Source organism: Pseudomonas delhiensis, from assembly GCF_900187975.1.
GTDB lineage: Bacteria > Pseudomonadota > Gammaproteobacteria > Pseudomonadales > Pseudomonadaceae > Pseudomonas > Pseudomonas delhiensis.
Genome location: NZ_FZPC01000004.1, coordinates 89,489 through 110,701, shown reverse-complemented (window position 1 = coordinate 110,701; position 21,213 = coordinate 89,489). Strand labels below are relative to the sequence as shown.

Below are 21,213 nucleotides of genomic sequence, written 5' to 3'. Positions count from 1 at the left end.
CCCTGCCATGGACGCTCTCAAAGGTCGAAGAAGGCCCTCGCATTGCCGGCGCAGATGCGCGCCTTGTCGGTTTCGTCCAGCAGCGGGTGCTCCAGCACACCGGCGCCGATGCTCTGTTCGCCCAGCGGGAAGGGCGAGTCGGAGCCGAGCATCACCCGGTCGGCGCCCATCACTTCCACCAGCAGGCGCAGCGCGCCGGGGTCGAATACCGCCGAGTCGACGAAGAAACGCTTCACGTAGCTGGAGGGCAGCTGCGGGCAGTCCTCGCGGACGATGTCGCGGTGGCGCCAGGCGTTGTCCACCCGCCCGAGCAGGAAGGCGAAGGCGCCGCCGCCGTGGGCGAAGCAGATGCGCAGCGACTCGGGCAGGCGCTCGAAGGCGCCGGAGAGGATCAGCGAGAGGATGCCCAGCTGGGTCTCCGCCGGCATCGCCACCAGCCAGGGCAGCATCCACTTCTTCATGCGCTCGCGGCCCAGCATGTCCCAGGGGTGCACCAGCAGCGGGATGCCCTCCTGCGCACAGTGGCGCAGGAAGGTCTCCAGCCCGGCGTCGTCCAGGTCGCGCTCGCCGACGTGGTTGCCGATCTGCACGCCGACGTGGCCGCAGGCCTTGGCCCGGCTGGCCTCGCGGCAGGCGGCGTCGATGTCCTGCAACGGCACCTGGGCCAGCACCTTGAGGCGCTCCGGGGCAATGGCGGCCATCTCCAGGGCGCGGTCGTTCATCAGCTGCGCCCAGGGCAGCGCGCGCTCGATGGGCTGGTCGTAGCCGAACATCACCGGGGTGGCGCACATCACCTGGACGTCCAGGCCCTGTTCGTCCAGGTGCTCCAGGCGCCGCTGCGGGTCCCAGAGCACGTCGTGCACCGGGCGGAACGGCTTGTCGCCGAGCATGATCTGCCCGTGCCGGCCCTCGGTGCGCAGCCAGGGCGCGCGCTGCGGGTGCAGGCGCGCGGCCTCGGCCTGGGTGATGGTCGGGAAGAAGTGCGAGTGGATGTCGATCTTCATACGCTGTGGAACTCGTTGAGTGTCTTGTGCCAGGCCTGCCAGTCGCGGCCCGGGTGGATCTCGCCGCATTCGCGGCAGCGGCGCTCCTCGTCGGAGGTGGCGTAGAACTGCTCGTACACCGGCGGCAGGTCGGCGACGATGCTCTGCAGCTGCATCTCGTAGCGCTTGACCAGGCAGCCGCAGCGCGCGCAGGACCACTGCAGGGCGTCATGCTGGCCCGCCGGGCGGCGGTGCTCGATGACCAGGCACAGGCTGCCGGGCTCGGGGCGCTGCGGCGAATGGATGACGTGCGGGGCCATCAGGTAGATGTCGCCTTCCTTGAGGTCCACCCGCTCGTAGCGGCCGCGGTCCCAGATGTTCAGGTAGGCGTTGCCCTTGAACTGGTAGAAGAACTCTTCCACCGGGTCGTCGTGGAAGTCGGTGCGCTGGTTCGGCCCGCCGACCACGGTGACCATGTAGTCGCTGCCCTGCCAGATCTGCTGGTTGTTCACCGGCGGCTGCAGCAGGTGGGCGTGCTCGTCGAGCCAGCGGTTGAAATTGAAGGGGGCGCTGAAGTGGTGCTTGTCCATTGTTGTTCTCTCCCAGCGGTTCAACGGGGGCGCGGCGCGTAGGCCACGGCCTTGATCTCGATGCGCAGGTGCGGGTGCGGCAGTTGGTGCACGGCCACGGTGGTGCGGGTGGGGCCATTCTCGTCGAAGTACTGGGCGTAGACCTGGTTGTAACCGCCGAAGTCGTTCATATCGACCAGAAAGCTGCTGATCTCGACCACGTCCGACAGGCGCGCACCCTCGCTGGCGAGGATGTCGCGGATGTTCTCGATCACCGCGCGGGTCTGCGCGCGGATATCCAGGTTGGTGGTGCCCATGGCGTCCACCTCGACGCCGACGAAGCTGTTGTCCGGGCGCCGCGAGCTGGTGCCGGAGACGAAGAGGAAGTCGCCGGCACGCTTGATGTGCGGGAAGCGCCCGCGCGGGGTGGCCTTGCCGGCGACCACGGTGGCTTTGTTGTCGCTCATGCTGTTGCTCCTTGATCGTTGCGCACGCTGAAACTGCTCTGCCCCAGGCCCTGGACCTCGACGCTGACGTGCATGCCGGGCCGCAGCGCCTCGGCGGCGGTGGCGGCGCCGGCCATCACCAGGCTGCCGGCGGGCAGTTCGATCTGCGCCTGGTGCAGCAGGCGCGAAGCCTGCACCAGGCTGCGCAGCGGGTTGCCGAGGATGGCGGCCGTGGAGCCGGCCTGGACCACCCGGCCGTCCAGGCGCAGCACCACGCCGGCGTTGGCCAGCCCGGCGAAGTCCCGCGACCAGGGGCCGACGGTGAGGCCGGCGGAGGAGCAGTTGTCCGCCACCACGTCCTCCAGGCTGAACTTGAAGGCCTGGTAGCGCGAGTCGATGATCTCCAGCGCCGGGGCCACGGCCTCCAGGTAGTCGGCCGCTTCCAGCAGGGTCAGCGGGCGGTCGATGGCGCGGCGGGTGAGGAAGCAGACCTCCGGCTCGACGCGCGGGTGGATGTAGCGGGCCAGGTCCACCAGGCCGCCGTCCTCTTCCAGCATGGCGTCGGTGAGCCAGCCCCAGATCAGGCTGTCGACGCCCATCTGGACCATCTTCGCGCGGCTGGTGAAACCCAGCTTGACGCCGATGCTGCGCTCGCCGTCGGCATAACGGCGCTGCATGGAGGCGCGCTGGATGCGGTAGGCGTCGTCCAGGCTGAACGGCGCGCTGGCGCTGAACTGCGCCAGGGGTTCGGCATGCCGTGCGGCCTGGTCGAGGGCCTGGGCGATGCGTTGGATATCGGTGCTCATATGCTGTACTCCTGCGGATTACGCTTTTCGTAGGATCGAGGGGGCGCCTAGCCCCTGCTCGCGAACCTGGCCCCGCTGCGGAGTCGGTTCGCGAGCAAGCTCGCTCCTACAGTCGAGGGGGCCCACCGTAGGAGCGGACCTTGTCCGCGATAGCCGGAAGTTCCGGCGCGATTCGCGGATGAGATCCGCTCCTACGGGTTGCCCCGACACCGTGCCTTTGTAGGAGCGCGCCCTGCGCGCGAATCGCAGGCAGGGCCTGCTCCTACAGTCGGGCTCGATGTCAGGCGCGGGTGGCCAGCAGGTCGAGGGCCACATCGACGATCATGTCTTCCTGGCCACCGACCATGCACCGCTTGCCCAGCTCGACCAGGATGTCCACGGCCTTGATGCCGTACTTCGCCGAGGCCACTTCGGCATGGCGCAGGAAGCTCGAATAGACGCCGGCGTAGCCCAGGGCCAGGGTTTCGCGGTCCACCCGCACCGGGCGGTCCTGCAGCGGGCGCACCAGGTCGTCGGCGGCGTCCATCAGCGCATAGAGGTCGGTGCCGTGGTGCCAGCCGAGCTTGTCAGCGGCGGCGATGAACACCTCCAGCGGCGCGTTGCCGGCACCGGCGCCCATGCCGGCCAGGCTGGCGTCGATGCGGTTGCAGCCCTCCTCCACCGCGGCGATGGAGTTGGCCACGCCGAGGCTGAGGTTGTGGTGGGCGTGGATGCCGGTTTCGGTCTCGGGCTTCAGGACGCTTTTCACGGCACGGAAGCGCGCGCGGATATCGTCCATGTTCATCGCCCCGCCGGAATCCACCACGTAGATGCAGGTGGCGCCATAGCTCTCCATCAGCTTGGCCTGCTGCGCGAGGCCTTCCGGGGTCTGCATGTGGCTCATCATCAGGAAGCCGACGGTGTCCATGCCCAGCTCGCGGGCGTACTCGATGTGTTGCCTGGAGACGTCCGCTTCGGTGCAATGGGTGGCCACGCGCACGACGCGGGCGCCGGCGGTGTAGGCGTTCTTCAGGTCGTGGATGGTGCCGATGCCCGGCAGCAGCAAGGTGGCAATCTTGGCGTGCTGCACCACATCCGCCGCCGCTTCGATCCATTCCAGGTCGGTGTGGGCACCGAAGCCGTAGTTGAACGACGAACCTTGCAGGCCGTCACCGTGCGCGACTTCAATGGAGTCCACTTTCGCGAGGTCGAGGGCCGTGGCAATCGCCCGAACATCGTCCAGCGAATACTGGTGGCGGATCGCATGCATGCCGTCGCGCAGGGTCACGTCGGAGATATAGAGTTTCTGGCTCATGCCGAGGCCCCCATTGCTTGCGCCATGCGCTCGGCGGTGGCCAGCGCGGCGGAGGTCATGATGTCGAGGTTGCCGGCGTAGGCCGGCAGGTAGTGGGCGGCGCCTTCGACTTCGAGGAACACCGAGGTCTTCAGCCCGCTGAAGCGGCCGTGGCCGGGAATGTTCAGGTCGCGGACCTCGTCGAACTGCACCTTCTGCTTCAGCCGGTAGCCCGGTACATAGGCCTGCACGGCAGCCGCCATTTCCTCGATGGACGCTTTGACCTTCGCCTGATCCACGGCTTCGGAAAGGACATAGACGGTATCGCGCATGATCAGCGGCGGCTCCGCCGGGTTCATGATGATGATCGCCTTGCCTTTCGCCGCCCCGCCGATCACCTCGATGGCTTTCGACGTGGTCTCGGTGAACTCGTCGATATTGGCGCGGGTACCCGGACCAGCGGATTTCGACGCGATCGAGGCGATGATCTCGGCGTAGTGCACCTTGGCCACCCGCGATACCGCCGCCACCATCGGGATCGTGGCTTGCCCGCCGCAGGTCACCATGTTCACGTTCAGCGCTTGCAGGTGCTGCTCCAGGTTGACCACCGGCACGCAATAGGGACCTATTGCGGCCGGGGTCAGGTCGATCACGCGAAGACCGGGCTTGTGGCCCCGCAGCAAGGCGTCGTTCTTCACGTGGGCGCCGGCGGAGGTGGCATCGAAGACGAAGTCGATCTCGTCGAAGATCGGCAGGCGGGTCAGGCCTTCCACGCCTTCGTGGGTGGTGGCGACGCCCATTCGTGATGCGCGAGCCAGACCGTCGGAGGCCGGGTCGATGCCGACCATGGCGGCCATTTCCAGGTGCTGCGCGTTGCGCAGGAGCTTGATCATCAGGTCGGTGCCGATGTTGCCGGAGCCGATGATGGCGACTTTGCGTTTCTGGCTCATGCGGGCTTCCTCACTGGGCTTCGGCGAAGGCGGCGCTGACGCGGCCCAGGCCCTGGATGTCGGCGCTGAAGACGTCGCCCGGACGTACCGGGACCATCGGCCCCAGGGTGCCGGTGAGGATGACGTCGCCGGCGCGCAGCGGTTCGCCCAGGCGGGCCATGGTGTCGGCCAGCCAGAGCGCTGCGTTCAGCGGGTTGTCCAGGCAGGCGGCGCCGGCGCCGACCGATACCGGTTCGCCGCGCAGGCTCAGGCTCATGCCGCAGTTCACCAGGTCCAGGCGCTCCAGGCGCACCGGGCGGCTGCCGAGCACGAAGAGCCCGGACGAAGCGTTGTCCGCCACGGTGTCGAGCAGGCTGATGTCCCAGTTGGCGATGCGGCTGCCGACGATCTCGATGGCCGGCAGGGCGAAGGCGGTGGCGCGGAGGATGTCCGCCAGGGTGTGGCGCTCGTGGCACAGGTCGTGTTCCAGCACCAGGGCGATTTCCGCCTCCACCTTGGGCTGCTGGCAGTCCGCCCAGGCGATGGGCTGGCCGTCGCCGCGGGCCATCTGGGCGAACAGGCGGCCGAAGTCCGGCTGGTCCACGCCCAGTTGGCGCTGCACGGCACGGGAGGTCAGGCCGACCTTGTGGCCCACCGGGCGCCAGCCGGCGGCGATGTCCGCGGCATTGTTGCGCTGCTGCACGGCATAGGCCAGGTCGAGCGCGGCGGCGTTGCCTTGCTGGCCGGCCTGGTGGATCAGGTCGCGCACCGGGGCGCAGGGCTGGCCGCTGTCACGGGCCTGGCGCAGGCGCGCGGCGGCTTCGATGAGTGCTGGATGCATGGGGTTCTCCTGGCCGTCAGGGGTTGACGCAGATGGTGGTGAGTTCGGAATAGAAGTCCAGCGAGTGGCGGCCGCCCTCGCGGCCCAGGCCGGACAGCCGGGCGCCGCCGAAGGGCGTGCGCAGGTCGCGGAGGAACCAGGTGTTGACCCACACCATGCCCACATGGATGCGCCGCGAGACACGGTGCGCGCGGCCCAGGTCGCGGGTCCACAGCGAAGCGGCCAGGCCGTAGGCGGAGTCGTTGACGCGGCGCAGCACTTCCTCGTCGCTGTCGAAGGGCGCGATGTGGCAGACCGGGCCGAACACCTCCTCGCGCATGCAGCGGGCGTCGTCGGCAAGGCCGGTCCAGATGGTCGGCTGGACGAACGCGCCCTTGTCGCGCGCATCGCCGAAGCGCGGCACGCCGCCCCCCGTGACCACGCTGGCGCCCTCCTCCACGGCCAGTTGGAAGTAGCCCAGCACCTTGTCGCGGTGCTTGTGGGAGATCAGCGAGCCCATGTTCACGCCGTCCTCGTCGGGGTAGCCGATCTTCAGCTTTTCGGCGCCGGCCTTGAGCGCGGCGACGAAGCGCTCATAGATCGGCCGCTCGACGTAGACGCGCTCGGAGCACAGGCAGACCTGCCCGGAGTTGGTGAAGCTGGAGCGCAGCACCCCGGCCACGGCGGCGTCGAAGTCGCAGTCGGCGAAGACCACCGCGGCGTTCTTGCCGCCCAGTTCGAAGGAGACTTCGCGCACGCCTTCGGCGGCGGCGCGCATGATGGTCGAGCCGGTGCGCGACTCGCCGGTGAAGGTGATGGCGTCCACCCGCGGGTGGCGGGTGAGGAACTCGCCGGCGGAATTCGGCCCGAAGCCGTGGACCAGGTTGAAGGCCCCGGCGGGCACGCCCACCTCGTGCATCACCTCGGCCAGCAGGGTGGCGCTGGAGGGCGTGTCTTCCGAGGGCTTGACCACCACCGAGTTGCCGCAGGCCAGGGCCGGCGCGACCTTCCAGGTGAGCAGCAGCAGCGGCAGGTTCCACGGCGAGATGATCGCCACCACGCCGTGGGGCTTGCGCACCGTGTAGCTGAACACGTCGCTGCCGTCGCCGCTGCGCATCTCGAAGAACTCGCCGCCGGCCTGGCGCACCAGGCCGGCGAAGCTGCGGAAGTTCTGCACGCCGCGGGCCACGTCGAGGCTGCGCGCCTGGTGCACGGGGCGGCCGGTGTCGGCCACTTCGGCGGCGACGAAGTCCTCGAAGCGCCGCTCGATGCCGTCGGCGATGCGCTCCAGCAGGTCGGCGCGCTGGGCGGCGCTGAAACGGGCCCAGGGGCCGTTCTGCGCCGCCGCCGCGGCTTCCACGGCGGCGTTCACCTCGGCCTGGCCGGCCTCGCAGACCTGGCCGAGCAGCCGGCCATCCACCGGCGAGACGTTGTCGAAAGTGCGGCTGCTGCCGACGAAGGCGCCCGCGATGTAGTGGCGGAGCAAGTGATGAGACACGGCGACCTCCCTTGTAGGGTGTTTTTCGCCGAGTCTAGGGAGGCCATCTATAAGCGGATAATCAAAAAATCGCTCTCAGGTATCCTTTACAGGAATACCGGAAATACCCTCGGGCGCACGCCTCCATCCGCCCCGACAGCCGGGGCGGACAGGGGACCAGGCGCCCTCGGGATGGGCTCAGAACAGCTTCCAGGTGTAGCTGAGGATCAGCCGGTTCTCGTCGATGTCGCTGCGGTAGTTGGAGCGCGCCATGACGTTGCGCACGCGCACGTTGAGCCCGGCCACCGGGCCGCTCTGCACGGTGTAGCCGATGTCCAGGTCGCGCTCGCGGTCCTTGCCCTCGAAGCCCATGCCGGTGTCGACGTTGTCGCCGCTGATGTAGCGAACCGTGGTGGTCAGGCCGGGCACGCCGAGGGCGACGAAGTCGTAGTCGTAGCGCACCTGCCAGGAGCGCTCGTCGGTGGAGGCGAACTCGTAGGTCGGCACCTCGTTGCCCAGCGGCGAGACGTTGGCGAACACCCGGGGGAAGGCGCTGTCGCCGAACATGCCCTGATAGCCGAGGTAGAAGGTGTGCCCGCCGCGCTTGGCCGAGAACAGCGAGAAGAGCGCGCGGTTGTCGATGTCGCCGAGCAGGTGCTTGCCGTCCTCGCTGGCGTCGAAGTAGCCGAGGTTGGCGCCCAACACCCAGTCGCCCACCGGCTGGGCGTGCTTGAGGCCGAGGAAGCGCTGCTTGTAGATGTCCTCCAGCTGGCCGTACCAGGCGCTGACGCGGGTGCGCTTGCCATTGAAGTCGTAGTCGCCGCCGGCATAGTTGAAGGCGTCGCTCTGCGCCTGGCGCTGCGGCTGGTAGCTGAGCATGGCGATCATCTTCTCGTCGCCGCCCTCGTTGCGCAGGTGGGTGGAGGTGAGGTGCCCGGCCTGCAGGGTCAGCCCGGGGATTTCGCTGGAACTCAGCGAGGTGCCCTGGTAGCTGGGCGGTAGCAGGCGGATGTCGCTGAACACCAGCACCGGCAGGTTGGGTTGCAGCTCGCCGACCTTCAGCTCGGTCTTCGACAACTTCACCTTGCCGGCCAGGCCCAGGCGGCTGTAGTCGTCCGGCGCGCGGCCGTCGCCGCCCACCGGCAGCAGGCCTGTGTTGGTGCGGTCGGGGCTGCTGTCCAGCTTCAGGCCGAGCACGCCGATGGCGTCCAGGCCGAAGCCGACGGGGCCCGGGGTGTAGCCGGAGCTGAAGTTGAGGATGAAGCCCTGGGCCCACTCTTCCGCCCTGGACTGCCGGTTGGGCCCGACGATGTCGGAGAAGTCGCGGCTGAAGTAGTAGTTGCGCGCCTGCAGGGTGGCGCTGGCACCTTCGATCAGCCCTTCGGCCGCGGCCGCCGGCTGGGTGGCGGCCACGCCGATACCCAGCGCGACGGCGGTCACGCATACGCGATTGCTCATGATTTTCTCTTGTTCTTATGGTTGTACGATCCCCTGCCTAGCGACCGGAGGGCCGCGGCCAAGCGCTGGGCGGGGAGCTGTGTGTCGGCCCGCGGGGGCATGGGGCTGTCCGCTTCGTCAGCCGCCCTGCCCTGCTTCCGCTGCCGTCTTGCCTGGGGCGGGCACCCCGGCCGGGCGCCCGCTTGCGGTTGCTCCGTGGTCAGGCGCGCACGGCGCGCGCCTCGGGTTGGCCGGCGCGGCGGCGCACCAGCAGCAGGTGCGCGGCCAGGCCGAAGATCAGGCCCCAGAAGGCCGCCGACAGGCCGAGGAAGGACATGCCCGAGACGGTCACCAGGAAGGTGATCAGCGCCGCCTCGCGGTCCTCCGGCACGCCCATGGCGCCGGCCAGCGCCCCGCCGATGGCGCCGAACAGCGCAAGGCCGGCCAGGGCGGCGATCAGCTCGCGGGGGAAGGCGCTGAACAGCGACACCAGGGTGGCGCCGAACAGCCCCAGCAGCAGGTAGGCGACGCCGCCCACCACCCCGGCGACGTAGCGCCGCGCCGGGTCCTCGTGGGCCTCGCGGCCGGTGCAGATGGCCGCGGTGATGGCGGCGAGGTTCAGGCCGTGGCAGCCGAAGGGCGCCAGCAGCAGGGTGCCCAGGGCGCTGCTGGCGATCAGCGGGCGCGCCGGGGTCTGGTAGCCGTCGTTGCGCAGCACGGCGATGCCCGGCACGAACTGCCCGGTGAGCGCCACCACCACCAGCGGCAGGGCGATGTTGAGCAACGCGTGGACGCTGAACTCAGGGGTGATCCATTGCGGCGTGGCCAGGCCGATCACCAGCGCCGAGGCGTTCAGCTCGCCGCCGCCGATGGCCATGGCGCAGCCCACCAGCAGCACCAGGGCCACGGCGTAGCGCGGCGCCAGGCGCTTGCCCAGCAGGTAGGCGACGAACATGGCCAGCACCAGCGCCGGCTTGGCCTGCAGCGAGACGAACAGCTGGGTGCCGAAGCTGAACAGGATGCCCGCCAGCATGGCCGCGGAGATGGCCGGCGGCAGCTTGCCGACCACGCGGTCGAAGGCGCCGGAGATGCCCACCAGGAAGATGATCAGGCTCGACACCAGGTAGGCGCCGACCGCCTCGTTCAGGCCGATGCCCGGCAGCAGCGCCACCAGCAGCGCCGAGCCGGGCGCCGACCAGGCGATCACCAGCGGCACCTTGTAGCGCAGGCTGAGGAGGATGCCGAGCACGCCGCTGCCGATGGAGATCGCCCAGACCCAGGACGACACCGCGGCGTCGGGCAGGCCGGCGCTCTTGGCCGCCTGGAAGATGATCACCAGGGGGCCGGCGTAGGAAATCAGGGTGGCGATCAACCCGGCCACCAGGGCGGACAACGAGAAGTCGCGGATGAGGTCTTTCATGGCGCCTCACTTTTTTCTTGTTCTGCACGCAAGGCTTCGCCCTGCCGGCAAGCCGGCCGGGAACGATGCCTGGGGTAACGGTGCAGGAGCGGGCTTGCTCGCGAACCCAGCCTCGCAGCGGGGGTTGGTTCGCAAGCAAGCTCGCTCCTACGAAGAGCCCGTAGCTCAGGCGCCCTGCACCTGCAGCGCGCGCGGGCGGTGGCTGCGCTGTTCGTCGTCGGCGCTGGTGGCCTTCTGCAGCTGGAAGCTGAATTCCAGCTCGGCGACGCGGCCTTCGATGCCGTGGGCGTTCTCGACGAAGTTCACCTCGCCGACCAGGCCGTCGCGAGTGGCGTAGGCAAAGTCGTCCCACAGGTACTGGTCGCCGGACAGGTTGATCTGGGTGGTCAGGTGGCGGTAGCCGGGGGCGGAGATGAAGAAGTGGATGTGCGCCGGGCGCTGGCCGTGGCGGCCGAGCTGGTTCAGGCATTCCTGGGTCGGGCCCTGCGGGTCGCAGCCGTAGCCGCTGGGCACGATGCTGCGGGCGCGGTAGCGGCCCTCGGCGTCGGTGACGATGCGGCGGCGCAGGTTGTACTCGCTCTGGCTCTGGTCGAAGTAGGAGTAGTTGCCCTTGGTGTTGGCGTGCCACAGGTCGACGGTGGCGCCGGCGATGGGCTTGCCGTCCAGGTCCAGCACGCGGCCTTCGAGGAACATCACGGTGGCCACGCCGTCCTCGCTGCCGTCGTCCATGCGGGTTTCGCCCTGGGCAATGGGCGCGCCGGCCACGTACAGCGGGCCTTCGATGGTGCGCGGGGTGCCGCCGGTCTTGCCGATCTGCGCGTCCTTGGCGTCGTTGAGCAGGTCGAGGAAGTGCTCGATGCCCAGGCCCGCCACCAGCAGGCCGGCTTCGCCGCGGCCGCCCAGGCGGTTCAGGTAGTCCACGGCGGTCCAGAACTCGTCGTCGGTGACTTCCAGGTCCTCGATGATTTTCGCGGTGTCCTGCAGCACGCGCAGCATGATGCGCTTCAGGCGCGGGCTGCCGGCGTCGTTGCCGTAGCCGGCGGCTTCTTCGAAGAACTTCTGGATCTCGGCAGTCTGGGAAATCTTCACGGTCATGGTGTTCACCTCGTCTTGTTCTTATACAGGGGTTTCGTCGGTCGGGATTGCGGGTCCGGGCTCAGCGGTCGTCGGCATGGATGGACGACGGATGGCGGCAGAGCCCGTCGACCTCGATGTCCATGTAGGGGAACAGCGGCAGCTGCATCAGGGTGTCGTGCAGTTCCTCGACGCTGGCGAGGTCGAAGACGCTGTAGTTGGCGTAGTGCCCGGCGATGCGCCACAGGTGGCGCCACTTGCCCTCGCGCTGCAGGCGCTGGGCCAGTTCCTTCTCGTCGGCCTTGAGCTGGGCGGCGCGGGCCGGGTCCATGTCGACGGGCAGTTTCACCGTCATCTTCACGTGGAACAGCATGGGGGCTTCTCCTCTCTCTAGATCAGGGGCGGCGGAAGCGCTTGAGGCGCTCCTCGTCCAGGCTCAGGCCGAGGCCCGGGGCGTTCGGCACCATCAGCTGGAAGTCGCGGTACACCGGCGGCTCGGTGACGATTTCCTCGGTCAGCAGCAGCGGGCCGAACAGTTCGGTGTGCCAGGTCAGCTGCCTGAGGGTGAGGAAGGCGTGGGCCGAGGCCAGGGTGCCGATGGCGCCTTCGAGCATGGTCCCGCCGTACAGGGCAATGCCGGCCGCCTCGGCGATCTGCGCGGTGCGCAGCACGGCGCGCGGGCCGCCGTTCTTGGCGATCTTCAGGGCGAAGATGCTGGCGGCGCCGTCGGCGGCCAGGCTGAAGGCGTCCTCGACGCTCTCGATGGATTCGTCGGCCATGATGGGGGCCGGGCTGCGCTGGTTCAGGCGCACTTGCCCTGCGCGGTTGATCCGCGAGATGGGCTGCTCGATCAGGTCGATGCCGTTCTCGCCGAGCACCTGGCAGCCGCGGATGGCCTGGGACTCGTCCCAGTACTGGTTGACGTCCACGCGCACGCTGGCGCGCTCGCCCAGGGCCCGCTTGATCGCCACCACGTGCTTGAGGTCCTGCTCCAGCGCGTTGGCGCCGATCTTCAGCTTGAAGATGCGGTGGCGGCGCAGGTCGAGCATGCGCTCGGCTTCCTCGATGTCGCGGGCGGTGTCGCCGCTGGCCAGCGTCCAGGCCACTTCCAGGCCTTCGCGCACACGGCCGCCGAGCAGTTCGCTGACGGCCAGGCCCAGGCGCTTGCCCTGGGCGTCGAGCAGCGCGGTCTCCACCGCCGAGCGGGCGAAGGTGTTGCCCTTGATGGCCTTGTCCAGGCGCTGCATGGCGGCATTGACGTTGCAGGCGTCCTGGCCGATCAGCAGGGGCGCGAAATGCGCCTCCAGGTTGGCCTTGATGCTCTCGGGGCTTTCGTTGCCGTAGGCCAGGCCGCCGATGGTGGTGGCCTCGCCGAGGCCTTCGATGCCGTCGCTGCAGCGCAGGCGCAGGATCACCAGGGTCTGCCGCTGCATGGTGTGCATCGCCAGCTTGTGCGGGCGGATGGTCGGCAGGTCGACGATGATCGCCTCGAGGCGTTCGATCAGGGCTTGGGTCATGTCAGGTTCCATATCACGCTAGGCTCTTGTCGAGGCCCGGCCGTCTGTCGCGGCCGATACCTTCCAGGTCTTGTCTTGCACGTCGAAGGATTGCGCCAGCAATGGCGTGCAGTCCAATATCATTGCCCTCTCGTTCCATACCCTGGAGGTATCATGGAGCTTCGACACCTGCGGTACTTCCAGGCGGTGGCCGAAACCCTCAACTTCACCCGCGCCGCGGAGCGCCTGCACATCGCCCAGCCGCCGCTGAGCCGGCAGATCCAGCAGCTGGAGGAACTGCTCGGCGTCGAGCTGCTGGAGCGCGGCCGGCCGCTGCGCCTGACCGAGGCCGGGCGCTTCCTCTACGAGCAGAGCGGCACCCTGCTCGAACAGCTGCAGAACATCTGCGACAACACCCGCCGCATCGGCCTGGGCCAGCGCCAGTGGCTGGGCATCGGCTTCGCTCCCTCGACCCTCTACGCGGTGCTGCCGGAGCTGATCCGCGAGCTGCGCGGCGACACCGAGCTGGAGCTGGGCCTGCAGGAGATGACCACCCTGCAGCAGGTCGAGGCGCTCAAGAGCGGGCGCATCGACATCGGCTTCGGGCGCATGCGCTTCGACGACCCGGCCATCCACCAGCAGGTGCTGCGCGAGGACCCGCTGGTGGCGGTGCTGCCCACCGGGCACCCCCTGCTGGGGGCGCCGGTGAGCCTGCGGCGCCTGGCCCGCGAGCCCTTCGTGCTGTACCCGGCCAATCCGCGGCCGAGCTACGCCGACCACGTGCTGGCGCTGTTCGCCAACCACGGCCTGGGCATCCGCGTGGCGCAGTGGGCCAACGAGCTGCAGACCGCCATCGGCCTGGTCGCCGCCGGCCTGGGCGTGGCCCTGGTGCCGGCCTCTGTGCAGCAGCAGCACCGCCCGGACATCGGCTACGCCAGCCTGGAGGAACCCGAGGCGGTGTCGCCGATCATCCTCAGCCGCCGCGCCGGCGACGTCAGCGCCATGGTGCAGCGCTGCCTGACGCTGATCGAGCAGGTCAACCGCTAGGCCGGCGCGGCGCTTCACGCCTGGGCTCCGGCCAGGGGGGCGACCGCCAGGCTGCGCCGGCTGACCAGGTACATGGCCAGCGCCGCCAGCGCGCCGGGGATGGCGAAGGCCATGAAGTTCAGGTGCAGCGGCAGCTCGATGGCCAGCAGCGAGCCGCCCAGCAGCGGGCCGACGATGGCGCCGTTGCGGCCGATGCCCGAGGCCCAGCCCAGGCCCGTGGAGCGGATGGCCAGGCCGTAGAACTGCGCGGCGGTGGCGTAGAGCAGGATCTGCGTGCCGATGGTGGTGGCCCCGGCGATGCCGATCAGCAGGTAGAGCACCGGCATCGGGCTGTTGAAGCCCAGCAGGGTGATGGAAACGGCGGCGGCGACGAAGAACAGCGCCACCACCCTGGGCAGGTTGAAGCGGTCGCCCAGCCAACCGCCGAAGATCGCCCCGAACATGCCGCCGAAGTTCAGCGCCAGCAGGAACGACAGGCTCGAACCCAGGCTGTAGCCGGCGTTGGCCATCAGCTTCGGCAGCCAGGAGCTGAGCGCGTAGACCATCAGCAGGCAGCAGAAGAACGCCACCCAGAGCATCAGGGTGCGCAGCGCCCGGCCCTCGCGGAACAGTTCCAGCACCGGCGCGCCCCGGGGCTTGCCCTCGTCCAGGTGCAGTTCGCTGGTGTCGTCCAGCGCGCTTTCCGGGCTGACGCGGCGCAGGATGGCGCGGGCCTGGCCGGTGCGGCCCTGGCGCAGCAGGAAGCCCACCGACTCGGGCAGTTGCCAGAGGATCAGCGGCAGCAGCAACAGCGGCAGCAGCGCGGCGAAGAACATCGCCTCCCAGCCGAAGCGCGGCAGCATGTAGATGCCCACGCCGGCGGAGAGCATGCCGCCCAGGGAGTAGCCGCTGAACATCACCGCCACCAGGGTGCTGCGCAGTTTCTTCGGCGCGTATTCGTTCATCAGCGCCACCACGTTGGGCATCAGCCCGCCGATGCCCAGGCCGGCCATGAAGCGGCAGATGCCGAACTGCGTGGGGTTGCTGGCGAAGCCGTTGAGCACGGTGAAGCCGGAGAAGAGCACGAAGCAGATGGCGATGCCCTTCTTGCGCCCGACCTTGTCGGCCAGCGGGCCGAAGAACAGCGCCCCGGCCATCATCCCGAACAGCGCGTAGCTGCCCAGGGCGCCGGCCTGCAGCGGGCTCAGGCTCCATTCCTTCATCAGCACCGGCAATACCACGCCATAGATGAACAGGTCGTAGCCGTCGAAGATCAGCAGCAGGGCGCACCAGGCCACCACGCGCCAATGGAAGCGGCCGAAGCGCGCGTTGTCGATGACCTCGTGTACGTCGATTTTCCGCATGGCGTCACTCTCTTTTTTGTTGTTGTGCGAGAAGCCGTTCGGGCAGTGCCGGGCACCGCTCGGTTGCGTAGGATGGCGTTGAGCCGGAGGCGATACCCATCCTACGGGTTGGTTCGGGTCGGGTTTTCAGCCCAGGTCGCCACCGCCTACCGGCAGGGTCACGCCGGTGATGTAGGAGGCTTCGTCGGAGGCCAGGAAGAGGATGGCGCCGACCTGTTCGTCGATGCTGCCGTAGCGCTTCATCAGGCTGCTCTGCACGGTCTGGTCGACGATCTGCTGGTACCAGGCCTTCTCCTGCGCGCTCTGCTCGGCGGCGTTGCGCGGGATGCGCCGCGGCGGCGCCTCGGTACCGCCCGGCGCGGTGGCGTTGACGCGGATGCCGCGCTCGGCGGTCTCGAAGGCCAGGCAGGCGGTCAGCGCGTTCACCCCGCCCTTGGCCGCGCCGTAGGGCACGCGGTTGACGCCGCGGGTGGCGATGGAGGAGACGTTGACGATGGCCCCGCCGCCCTGCTCCAGCATCGGCGCCAGCGCGGCGCGGCAACACCACAGGGTGGGGAACAGCGAGCGGCGCACCTCGGCCTCGATCTCGTGCTCGGCGTAGTGCTCATAGGGCTTGGCCCAGATGGTGCCGCCGACGTTGTTGACCAGCACGTCCAGGCGGCCGAAGCGCTGCACGGCCTCATTGACCACGCGCTGGGCCTCGGCGAACTGCTCGAGGTCGGCGGTGAGGGTCAGCACCTCGGCGCGCTGGCCGAGTTCGTCCTGCAGCTCGTGGACCAGCTCGGAGCGGTCCACCGCCACCAGGCGGGCGCCCTCCTCGGCCAGGCGCTCGGCGACGCGGCGGCCGATGCCCTGGGCGGCGCCGGTGACGATGGCGACCTTGTTGGCGAATCTGTTCATGGTTACCTCGGTAATGGTTGCGTCCTGGGAGGTGGGTGCGGTGTCCGGCTGCCCTCTCCCCCCGCCCTCTCCCTGAAGGGAGAGGGAGCTATCCGTGCACCTCGGTTGCATTCGGTGCTCGGGCAGATATCGGTGCTTCGTGATAGCCGGCTAACATCGAATTCCACCGTGGCACGGACGGTCCCCTCTCCCGCTTGCGGGAGAGGGTTAGGGAGAGGGGCTCTTACAGCGCCCCCATCACGCCGCGCTGGCCGCGAACTTCTCGTAGTAGAAATTCGCCGGCGTGATGCCCTGCTCGCGGATGTAGGCGCTGACCGCCTCGACCATCGGCGGCGGGCCGCACAGGTAGATGTCCACCTCGCCTTCGTTGAGGTGCCTGGGTTCGATGTGCTGGGTGACGTAGCCCTTCTGCGGATAGCTGCTCTCGGGGTTGGCCACGCAGGCGCTGAAGCTGAAGTTGGGGATGCGCGCGGCGAAGGCCTCGAGCCGGTCCAGCTCCACCAGGTCGAAGTCGTTGGTCACCCCGTAGATCAGGTGCAGCGGGTGCTCGCTGCCCTGCTCGGCGATCTTCTCCAGCATCGCCGTGAAGGGCGCCAGGCCCGTGCCGCCGGCCAGCAGCAACAGCGGGCGCTTGATGTCGCGCAGGTAGAAGCTGCCTAACGGGCCGGCCAGTTCCAGGCTGTCGCCGGCCTTGGCCAGGCTGGTGAGGAAGCTGCTCATCAGCCCGCCCGGCACGTTGCGGATCAGGAAGCTGACCTCGCCGCCCTTCTGCAGCGAGCTGAAGGAATAGGCGCGGCTCTGGTCGCTGCCCGGCACCTGCAGGTTGACGTACTGCCCCGGCAGGAAGGCCAGCTTGCTCAGGGATTCGCCCTTGACCGACAGGGCGATGGTGCTCTCGGAGAGCTGGCGCACCTCGCTGATGGCCGCCTGGTAGCTGGCCTGCTGGGTCTTGCAGACGTCCGAGGAGGCAGGCACGCGCACCACGCAGTCGCTTTCGGCGCGCATCTGGCAGGTCAGCACGTAGCCCTGCCCGGCTTCCTCTTCGCTCAGCGCATCCTCGATGTAGTCCTGGCCCAGGTCGTAGCGGCCGGCCTCGGCGAAGCACTTGCAGGTGCCGCAGGCGCCGTCGCGGCAGTCCAGGGGGATGTTCACGCCCTGGCGGTAGGCCGCGTCGGCCACGGTCTCGCCGGGGGTGGCGTCGATGAAGCGGGTGACGCCGTCCTCGAAGTTCAGTGCGATCGAATAGCTCATGGCGGCCACCTCAGATGTGGTAGATGTCGATGACCTGGCGGACGTAGTCGTTCTTCAGCACCACCTTCTTGGCCTTGATCAGCGGGTTGTCGCCGCGCAGGTCGATGGCGTAGAAGCTGGTGCCGAAGTAGCTGTCGGTGGTCTTGTAGCGGAAGCTCAGGGTGTGCCAGTTGAAGCGCACCTGGCAGATGCCGTCCTCCTCGCCCAGCACCTCGATGTTGCTGATGTTGTGCGAGGTGCGGGTGTCCGGCATGGTCGCGCTGGAGCGCTCGGTCTTGATGCGGAACACGCGGTCTTCCAGGCCGCCGCGGTTGCCGTACCAGATCAGCGAGATTTCCCGCTGCGGGTCCTGGGTCAGCTCGTCGCGGTCGTCCCAGGCCGGCATCCAGAAGCTGGCGTCGCTGGCGTACAGCTCCAGCCAGGCGTCCCAGTCCTTGTCGTCGAGGTAGCGGGCTTCGCGGTAGAGGAAGTCGCGGACGGTTTCGTAGCGGCTCATCACACGGCCTCCTCGAGCGGAATGCGCTTGGCCTGTTCGGCGGCCAGGGCCTGGGTCATCGCTTCCAGCCAGTACTTGTGCTGCAGCACGAACAGGCCTTCGTCCTCGGTGCGCACGCCGGACAGTTGCGGGTGCAGTTCGATCTCCTGCGCGGCTTCGTCGGCGCCCTGGATCCAGTGGGCGGCGCCACGGGACATGTCGTTCCAGCCCTCGGCGCTGCCCTGGTAGGCCTGCTGGCAGGAGCGGAACTCCTCCAGGTCGTCCGGGGTGGCCATGCCGCTGACGTTGAAGAAGTCCTCGTACTGGCGGATGCGCTGGGCGCGGGCCTCCATGCTTTCGCCCCTGGGCGCGATGCAGTAGATGGTGATCTCGGTGCGGTTGACGTCGATGGGCCGGGCGATGCGGATCTGCGAGCTGAACTGGTCCATCAGGTAGACGTTGGGGTACAGGCAGAGGTTGCGCGAGTTCTGGATCATCCAGTCGGCGCGGGCCTGGCCGAAGTCGGCGGCGAGCTGTTCGCGGCGCTCGTAGGCCGGGCGGTCCTCGGGGTTGGCCCAGCGCGTCCAGAGCAGCATGTGGCCGTGCTCGAAGGAGTAGAAGCCGCCGCCGTGCTTGGCCCAGCCACCGGCGCTCATGGTCTTCACTTCCTCGCCGGCCTCGCGCTGCTTGCGCTGGTTCTGGGTGGCGGCGTAGTTCCAGTGCACGGAACTGACGTGGTAGCCGTCGGCGCCGTTCTCGGCGGTGAGCTTCCAGTTGCCCTCGTAGATGTAGGTGGAGGAGCCGCGCAGCACTTCCAGGCCCTCGGGGGACTGGTCGACGATCATGTCGATGATCTTCGCCGACTCGCCCAGGTGCTCCACCAGCGGGCGCACGTCGGGGTTGAGGCTGCCGAAGAGGAAGCCGCGGTAGGACTCGAAGCGCGCCACCTTGGTCAGGTCGTGCGAGCCTTCGCAGTTGAAGCTCGACGGGTAGCCGGCCTCGGCCGGGTCCTTGACCTTGAGCAGCTTGCCGGAGTTGTTGAAGGTCCAGCCGTGGAACGGGCAGGTGTAGCTGGAGCGGTTGCCCGACTTGTGCCGGCAGAGCATGGCGCCCTTGTGGCTGCAGGCATTGAGGAAGGCATTGAGCTGGCCTTCCTTGTTGCGCGCGATGAAGATCGACTGGCGACCGATCAGGGTGGTCAGGAAGTCGTTCTTCTCGGGAATCTGGCTTTCGTGGGCGAGGTAGACCCAGTTGCCTTCGAAGATGTGCTTCATCTCCAGTTCGAACAGGCGCGGGTCGGTGAACATTTCGCGCTTGCAGCGGTAGACGCCCTTGACGGGGTCTTCTTCGAGCAGGGAACGCAAGTAGTCGATACCCAGGGTCATGGCCGGGGCCTCCGTTGTTATTGTTCAGGCAGGCTCAGGTTAGGGCTGGGTGGGCGGGGGCAATATCCGCTTTGTGCAGAGCGTTATCCGGTTTTTGCAGGCGGGGTTGCGAGGTGTTTCAGGGGGTGGGGATTGAGGGGGTGCGGGGTCGACATCCATGTCGCATGACCTCCTGAGCGCCGGTTTCGCTCGGCCTTCTGAAGGGGCGTTCCGGTGCGCGCGGATATTCCTCTGGAAACCCGTAGGGCGCATAACGCCTACGGCGTTATCCGCCGAATCGCGGACAGAGTCCGCTCCTACGGTTCCAGGAAGCACGGACGTAGGAGCGGGCCCTGCCCGCGATTCGCGCGCAGGGCGCGCTCCTACAGGGGAATGGCATGGCACGGACGGAGCGGACTCCGTCCGCGATTGGATTCACCGGCCACGCCGGACGCCCCGGTGGCACGGCCAACGGCGGATAACCGCGAATGCCGCCCGGTATCAGCCGCGGCGCTTGAAGGTTTCCGAGGGCAGCTCGCCGAACTGCTGGCGGTAGCTCTCGGAGAAGCGCCCCAGGTGCAGGAAGCCGTAGTCCAGCGCCAGCTCGGTGACGTTGCGCACGTTGCAGCTGGGGTCGGCGAGGCTTGCGCGGATGCGTTCGAGCTTGCGCTGGCGGATGTACTGGCGTGGGGTGCTGCTGGCGTGGCGTTCGAACAGGGCGTAGAGCGAGCGCAGGCTCATCCTGGCCTGGCGGGCCAGTTCCTCGATGTCGATGTCCTGCTTGAGGTTGCGCTCGATGTAGTCGTCGATGCGCTCGAACGAGGCCATGGGCGCGGCCAGGCATTCGCGGCTGACGTTGGTCTGCAGCAGGGTCAGCAGCTTGCTGGCGACGATCTGCTGGTAGTGCTCCTCGATGCGCGGCAGGCGCTCGCCGGCCTCGGCTTCCATGCAGACCATGCCCAGCAGGTTGACGAAGCCTTCCAGCTCGCCCAGGCGGTAGCGGCTCTCGGTGAAGCGCGGGCCCTGGCGCGGGTGGGCCCAGCGCTGTTCGGCGCAGACGCCTTCGAGCACCGCGGTGGGGATCTTGATGATGAATTTCTCGCAGTCGTCCGAGTAGGTCAGGTCGACCGGGTCGTCCGGGTTGATCAGCAGCAGCTCGCCGGGCTCCAGGTAGTGTTCCCGGCCCTGGCCGCGCCACAGGCAGTGGCCGTGCAGCAGCACCTGCAGGTGGTAGATGGTCTCCAGCGCCGGCGAGGTGACGCGCACCGCGGCGCCGTAGCTGATGCGGCAGAGGTCGAGGCTGGCGAACTTGCGGTGGTTGAGGCTGGCCTCGGGGCGGCCGTGGGCGGGCATGCGCAGGGCGTGGTTGCCGACGTGCTGGTTGACGTAGCCGGACACCGCGTAGGGGTCGGCGCGTTCGAAGATCCGGCTGCGCTCGCTCAGCAGGTTCTGCATACAGGCACTCACTCTTGTTGTAGTCGTCCGCGCTCTTCGTCGCGGCTCGTGCCCGTCCAGTCTATGCCGTGGCCGGGACGGCAGGGCCCGGCAGAGGACGGACGGTCGCGCGGCCACCCCGATCCGGGGACGGCTGGCCCGCATACCGTCCGGCCACCCTAAGGTGGGATGGCCGGCGGCGCAATTCGACCTGTGGCGCAGTGTTCGCCTATCGCACGCTTTCGCCCTGGCTCATTGCCAGCAGGTGCTGGCCGTGCCGGTGCCGCTGGCGCCGCGGGTGCCGGCCTGGTCGAGGGTCAGCGTCAGGCATTCGCTGTCCCTGGCCTGGCTGCCGGTGGCCGTGGCGGTCAGGGTGTAGGTCGAGGCGCTGACGTTGGAGATGGCCAGGCCGTAGTACTGCAGGCTGGCGACGTAGCTGGTCATGTTCAGCGCCGCGGCGGTGCTGGCGTAGCTGTTGTTCTGCGCGAAGTAGCGCTCCTGCCGCGCCGCCGCCTCGCTCAGCAGCGCCTGGCCCTCGGCGCGGTGGCTGCGCAGCACGTACTTCTGGTAGCTGGGCAGCGCGATGGCCGCGAGTATCGCCAGGATGACCACGACGATCATCATTTCTATCAGGGTGAAGCCGCGGCTTCGCTGTGCAGGTTTCATCGC

The 21,213-nt window shown here is 68.4% G+C and carries 21 protein-coding genes; 1 reads left to right on the top strand and 20 read right to left on the bottom strand.

All coding sequences use genetic code 11. The features are described 5' to 3' along the window. Positions 1–17 precede the first annotated feature (17 nt). The 13 genes from CHC02_RS04840 to CHC02_RS04780 all read right to left on the bottom strand — a co-directional run bounded on the left by CHC02_RS04840 (position 18) and on the right by CHC02_RS04780 (position 12,751). Positions 18–1,004, bottom strand: coding sequence for an amidohydrolase family protein (locus CHC02_RS04840; RefSeq protein WP_089390375.1), 987 nt, complete (start codon positions 1,002–1,004; stop codon positions 18–20). Further along, on the bottom strand, positions 1,001–1,573 hold the full coding sequence (locus CHC02_RS04835; protein ID WP_089390374.1) for a 3-hydroxyanthranilate 3,4-dioxygenase: 573 nt from the start codon (positions 1,571–1,573) through the stop codon (positions 1,001–1,003). The genes CHC02_RS04840 and CHC02_RS04835 overlap by 4 nt, the downstream gene beginning before the upstream one ends. 20 nt (positions 1,574–1,593) lie before the next feature. Then, complete coding sequence (locus tag CHC02_RS04830) at positions 1,594–2,019, bottom strand: RidA family protein (protein WP_089390373.1); 426 nt, start codon at positions 2,017–2,019, stop codon at positions 1,594–1,596. Next, on the bottom strand, positions 2,016–2,804 hold the full coding sequence (locus CHC02_RS04825) for a 2-keto-4-pentenoate hydratase (protein WP_089390372.1): 789 nt from the start codon (positions 2,802–2,804) through the stop codon (positions 2,016–2,018). Before CHC02_RS04825 ends, CHC02_RS04830 begins: the two co-directional genes overlap by 4 nt. A 280-nt stretch (positions 2,805–3,084) precedes the next feature. Then, positions 3,085–4,098, bottom strand: a complete 1,014-nt coding sequence (gene mhpE / locus CHC02_RS04820; RefSeq protein ID WP_089390371.1) for a 4-hydroxy-2-oxovalerate aldolase — start codon at positions 4,096–4,098, stop codon at positions 3,085–3,087. Continuing rightward, on the bottom strand, positions 4,095–5,027 hold the full coding sequence (locus tag CHC02_RS04815; protein ID WP_089390370.1) for an acetaldehyde dehydrogenase (acetylating): 933 nt from the start codon (positions 5,025–5,027) through the stop codon (positions 4,095–4,097). The genes mhpE and CHC02_RS04815 overlap by 4 nt, the downstream gene beginning before the upstream one ends. 10 nt (positions 5,028–5,037) lie before the next feature. Further along, entirely contained in the window at positions 5,038–5,847 is an 810-nt protein-coding gene (locus tag CHC02_RS04810) for a 2-keto-4-pentenoate hydratase (RefSeq protein ID WP_089390369.1), read from the bottom strand. Positions 5,848–5,863: 16 nt separating this feature from the next. Further along, positions 5,864–7,324: a 2-hydroxymuconic semialdehyde dehydrogenase gene (locus CHC02_RS04805; RefSeq protein WP_089390368.1), complete on the bottom strand. Its 1,461-nt coding sequence runs from the start codon at positions 7,322–7,324 to the stop codon at positions 5,864–5,866. A gap of 177 nt (positions 7,325–7,501) precedes the next feature. Continuing rightward, positions 7,502–8,761 carry an OprD family porin gene (locus CHC02_RS04800; RefSeq protein WP_089390367.1) on the bottom strand — a complete coding sequence of 420 codons (1,260 nt, stop codon included), beginning with the start codon at positions 8,759–8,761 and terminating at the stop codon, positions 7,502–7,504. Between the two features lie 199 nt (positions 8,762–8,960). Beyond that, positions 8,961–10,160 (bottom strand): benzoate/H(+) symporter BenE family transporter, encoded by a 1,200-nt coding sequence (locus tag CHC02_RS04795; protein WP_089390366.1) that lies wholly within the window; start codon positions 10,158–10,160, stop codon positions 8,961–8,963. A gap of 165 nt (positions 10,161–10,325) precedes the next feature. Further along, positions 10,326–11,255 (bottom strand): catechol 1,2-dioxygenase, encoded by a 930-nt coding sequence (gene catA / locus CHC02_RS04790; protein WP_089390490.1) that lies wholly within the window; start codon positions 11,253–11,255, stop codon positions 10,326–10,328. Between the two features lie 61 nt (positions 11,256–11,316). Next, positions 11,317–11,607 (bottom strand): muconolactone Delta-isomerase, encoded by a 291-nt coding sequence (gene catC / locus CHC02_RS04785; protein ID WP_089390365.1) that lies wholly within the window; start codon positions 11,605–11,607, stop codon positions 11,317–11,319. A 22-nt stretch (positions 11,608–11,629) separates the two neighbouring features. Next, positions 11,630–12,751 carry a muconate cycloisomerase family protein gene (locus tag CHC02_RS04780; RefSeq protein ID WP_089390364.1) on the bottom strand — a complete coding sequence of 374 codons (1,122 nt, stop codon included), beginning with the start codon at positions 12,749–12,751 and terminating at the stop codon, positions 11,630–11,632. Between the two features lie 153 nt (positions 12,752–12,904). On the opposite strand from CHC02_RS04780, the gene CHC02_RS04775 reads away from it, so the two are divergent. Continuing rightward, positions 12,905–13,777 carry a LysR family transcriptional regulator gene (locus tag CHC02_RS04775; RefSeq protein ID WP_089390363.1) on the top strand — a complete coding sequence of 291 codons (873 nt, stop codon included), beginning with the start codon at positions 12,905–12,907 and terminating at the stop codon, positions 13,775–13,777. 14 nt (positions 13,778–13,791) lie between these two features. On the opposite strand, the gene CHC02_RS04770 is transcribed toward CHC02_RS04775, so the two are convergent. From CHC02_RS04770 to CHC02_RS04740, 7 genes are all read right to left on the bottom strand, one after another. Further along, entirely contained in the window at positions 13,792–15,120 is a 1,329-nt protein-coding gene (locus CHC02_RS04770; RefSeq protein ID WP_089390362.1) for an MFS transporter, read from the bottom strand. Positions 15,121–15,246: 126 nt separating this feature from the next. After that, the gene (locus tag CHC02_RS04765; protein WP_089390361.1) at positions 15,247–16,020 is read right to left on the bottom strand and encodes a 1,6-dihydroxycyclohexa-2,4-diene-1-carboxylate dehydrogenase; all 774 of its coding nucleotides are present in this window, start codon (positions 16,018–16,020) and stop codon (positions 15,247–15,249) included. Between the two features lie 237 nt (positions 16,021–16,257). Continuing rightward, positions 16,258–17,271, bottom strand: coding sequence for a benzoate 1,2-dioxygenase electron transfer component BenC (benC, locus tag CHC02_RS04760; RefSeq protein WP_089390360.1), 1,014 nt, complete (start codon positions 17,269–17,271; stop codon positions 16,258–16,260). Positions 17,272–17,281: 10 nt separating this feature from the next. Next, positions 17,282–17,767 carry a benzoate 1,2-dioxygenase small subunit gene (gene benB / locus CHC02_RS04755; protein WP_425262384.1) on the bottom strand — a complete coding sequence of 162 codons (486 nt, stop codon included), beginning with the start codon at positions 17,765–17,767 and terminating at the stop codon, positions 17,282–17,284. Further along, positions 17,767–19,131 (bottom strand): benzoate 1,2-dioxygenase large subunit, encoded by a 1,365-nt coding sequence (gene benA / locus CHC02_RS04750; protein ID WP_089390358.1) that lies wholly within the window; start codon positions 19,129–19,131, stop codon positions 17,767–17,769. Before benA ends, benB begins: the two co-directional genes overlap by 1 nt. Before the next feature lie 480 nt (positions 19,132–19,611). Next, complete coding sequence (locus tag CHC02_RS04745) at positions 19,612–20,565, bottom strand: AraC family transcriptional regulator (RefSeq protein WP_089390357.1); 954 nt, start codon at positions 20,563–20,565, stop codon at positions 19,612–19,614. A gap of 231 nt (positions 20,566–20,796) precedes the next feature. Then, positions 20,797–21,210, bottom strand: coding sequence for a type IV pilin protein (locus tag CHC02_RS04740; protein WP_089390356.1), 414 nt, complete (start codon positions 21,208–21,210; stop codon positions 20,797–20,799). Positions 21,211–21,213: the final 3 nt, after the last annotated feature.

Excerpts from the sequence above, each read along its gene's own strand:
- CHC02_RS04840 (WP_089390375.1), bottom strand. The coding sequence starts at position 1,004 with ATGAAGATCGACATCCACTCGCACTTCTTCCCGACCATCACCCAGGCC.
- CHC02_RS04835 (WP_089390374.1), bottom strand. The coding sequence starts at position 1,573 with ATGGACAAGCACCACTTCAGCGCCCCCTTCAATTTCAACCGCTGGCTC.
- CHC02_RS04830 (WP_089390373.1), bottom strand. The coding sequence starts at position 2,019 with ATGAGCGACAACAAAGCCACCGTGGTCGCCGGCAAGGCCACCCCGCGC.
- CHC02_RS04825 (WP_089390372.1), bottom strand. The coding sequence starts at position 2,804 with ATGAGCACCGATATCCAACGCATCGCCCAGGCCCTCGACCAGGCCGCA.
- mhpE (WP_089390371.1), bottom strand. The coding sequence starts at position 4,098 with ATGAGCCAGAAACTCTATATCTCCGACGTGACCCTGCGCGACGGCATG.
- CHC02_RS04815 (WP_089390370.1), bottom strand. The coding sequence starts at position 5,027 with ATGAGCCAGAAACGCAAAGTCGCCATCATCGGCTCCGGCAACATCGGC.
- CHC02_RS04810 (WP_089390369.1), bottom strand. The coding sequence starts at position 5,847 with ATGCATCCAGCACTCATCGAAGCCGCCGCGCGCCTGCGCCAGGCCCGT.
- CHC02_RS04800 (WP_089390367.1), bottom strand. The coding sequence starts at position 8,761 with ATGAGCAATCGCGTATGCGTGACCGCCGTCGCGCTGGGTATCGGCGTG.
- CHC02_RS04795 (WP_089390366.1), bottom strand. The coding sequence starts at position 10,160 with ATGAAAGACCTCATCCGCGACTTCTCGTTGTCCGCCCTGGTGGCCGGG.
- catA (WP_089390490.1), bottom strand. The coding sequence starts at position 11,255 with ATGACCGTGAAGATTTCCCAGACTGCCGAGATCCAGAAGTTCTTCGAA.
- catC (WP_089390365.1), bottom strand. The coding sequence starts at position 11,607 with ATGCTGTTCCACGTGAAGATGACGGTGAAACTGCCCGTCGACATGGAC.
- CHC02_RS04780 (WP_089390364.1), bottom strand. The coding sequence starts at position 12,751 with ATGACCCAAGCCCTGATCGAACGCCTCGAGGCGATCATCGTCGACCTG.
- CHC02_RS04775 (WP_089390363.1), top strand. The coding sequence starts at position 12,905 with ATGGAGCTTCGACACCTGCGGTACTTCCAGGCGGTGGCCGAAACCCTC.
- CHC02_RS04770 (WP_089390362.1), bottom strand. The coding sequence starts at position 15,120 with ATGCGGAAAATCGACGTACACGAGGTCATCGACAACGCGCGCTTCGGC.
- CHC02_RS04765 (WP_089390361.1), bottom strand. The coding sequence starts at position 16,020 with ATGAACAGATTCGCCAACAAGGTCGCCATCGTCACCGGCGCCGCCCAG.
- benC (WP_089390360.1), bottom strand. The coding sequence starts at position 17,271 with ATGAGCTATTCGATCGCACTGAACTTCGAGGACGGCGTCACCCGCTTC.
- benB (WP_425262384.1), bottom strand. The coding sequence starts at position 17,767 with ATGAGCCGCTACGAAACCGTCCGCGACTTCCTCTACCGCGAAGCCCGC.
- benA (WP_089390358.1), bottom strand. The coding sequence starts at position 19,131 with ATGACCCTGGGTATCGACTACTTGCGTTCCCTGCTCGAAGAAGACCCC.
- CHC02_RS04745 (WP_089390357.1), bottom strand. The coding sequence starts at position 20,565 with ATGCAGAACCTGCTGAGCGAGCGCAGCCGGATCTTCGAACGCGCCGAC.
- CHC02_RS04740 (WP_089390356.1), bottom strand. The coding sequence starts at position 21,210 with ATGAAACCTGCACAGCGAAGCCGCGGCTTCACCCTGATAGAAATGATG.